Source organism: Priestia sp. P5_B4 (assembly GCF_056400385.1).
The window spans coordinates 1-1695 of record NZ_JBFULJ010000828.1 but is presented as its reverse complement, the minus strand read 5'-3'; the positions used below and the strand labels follow the sequence as shown (position 1 = coordinate 1695).

Genomic DNA, 1695 nt, shown 5'->3' with positions numbered 1-1695 from the left:
TTTTTCACGCATATCAAAGGCAACATAGCGATCGTATTCTCGTAGTGGTCCTGTGGCTGATCCGGTTAACGTAATTTTATGTGGCATAATGTTCTCCTCCTGCGTAGATACAAATTTATTTATTATTTAGAACAGTGTTCTAAATAAACATATCCTAATAATAATTTAGCTTCTAAGGGATTTCTCACTTTTTACATTTTCTCCTATCGTACATATAAACAAAGACTATGTGCATACTTGTAGCTCAATGGCAGAGCAGCCAGTCGTATTACACTATACAACTTTGGTGTCTTGCAGGTTCAAATCCTGCCAAGTCCTCTCTTAAAACACTGAATACGTTAGAAATAGTGAAAGTCCTTGCTGTACTTTAGCTATTTTTAAAAATTAAGAAGCTGGTTCCTTTAATTTAGCATATTGGTGCAATAAATCTTGCTCCTCAGGTGTTAATGCTTGTCCTAAATCTTGTTTCAGTTCCACCATTTCTAATGAACTGTACGTAGAGCAGTGTTCTTGCAGCAAGCATTCCTCTTCTGGTGTAAGTTTTTGCCCTAGGTCTTGCTTTAGATGGATCACTTCAAGCTGTTGTTCCAGTGTCACTTCTGTTTCTTGTGTACCCATTTCTTGATCCTGCTCACCCTTTAACCAATCAGGAACGATTTCTTTACGGATAATATGTTTTGGTATAAACAATTTTGTTGATGACTCTTCTTTATGTATAACTTCCTCATAAGTTGGATATACTGATGAATAATCCTGGTTTTTAGGATCAACCAACTGATAGAATTGGTTTTTCGCAATTTTATAGAGTAATTGGCACATATTATCTAAGGACAAAGACTTGCCTTTATGATTAGCTTCATGTACATATTTGTCTAATCCAATAATAGATGTATACGCAATTTCATGTACTTGCCCTTTAGTAATATCAATCTCTGTATCTCGTTTGACCGTTTTTGCAGCATTTTGAATGCGAGCATAAAAGTCTTTTAATTGATGACCATACTTACCTGCGTAGACTTGATTGACTTTCTTAGGAACGCCTTTGATATAAGTAAATGACTGTAAAGCAGACATTAAATGATTATTTATATGATTTACAGGTAAATCAAGGTTAATAAAGGCACCAGGTGATTTGTCGGCCTTTACGCTTGTTGTATCAACGTTTTCAGCACTTTCAGGATACATCACAGGAAGCGTCACGGGAGTTGTCATTTCTTCTTGTTGGACCGTTTGTATACCTGTTGTATCATGGGCAAAAAAGATTTCTTCACAAATGTGATTAAAGTTCTTATGGCTTTTAAGAATAAATACATAGCTATCAGGATGAGTACCTGTTGCATCCTCCTTAATGTAACGTGCTACAAGAACAAACGGTGTCGCTTTTAACGAACGTACAAAACGAGAAACCGTACTTTTAGAAACTTCAAATTTCTTCATGAGCGTTTCAGAACGAATGGCTTGGATGCCTGTAGCCACTAGGTTATAGATGACATGATCGAGCATTTCCATTCTTTTTTTAGGAAATTCTTTATGTATGGCTGATTGGTTCTGTTTATAATGGGTACGAATAATTTCTAAAAACTCTTCTTTCTTTTTCCGAAGTGTGGATTTGTTCTTCCATAACCACTTAAACCGTCCGTTGAAGGTGTCTACATCTCTTAAATAGCAGGTTAATATTTTTGTCATTTGTTCATC

General features: G+C 35.7%; 1 protein-coding gene and 1 tRNA gene. One reads left to right on the top strand and one right to left on the bottom strand.

Annotated elements, in window-relative coordinates; all coding sequences use genetic code 11:
• The first annotated feature begins 235 nt into the window (after nt 1-235).
• Nucleotides 236-318: transfer RNA gene (locus AC1DRF_RS26410), tRNA-OTHER, on the top strand.
• Between the two features lie 66 nt (nt 319-384).
• On the opposite strand, the gene AC1DRF_RS26405 is transcribed toward AC1DRF_RS26410, so the two are convergent.
• Entirely contained in the window at nt 385-1686 is a 1302-nt protein-coding gene (locus AC1DRF_RS26405) for a replication protein (RefSeq protein ID WP_427077096.1), read from the bottom strand.
• Nucleotides 1687-1695 lie beyond the last annotated feature (9 nt).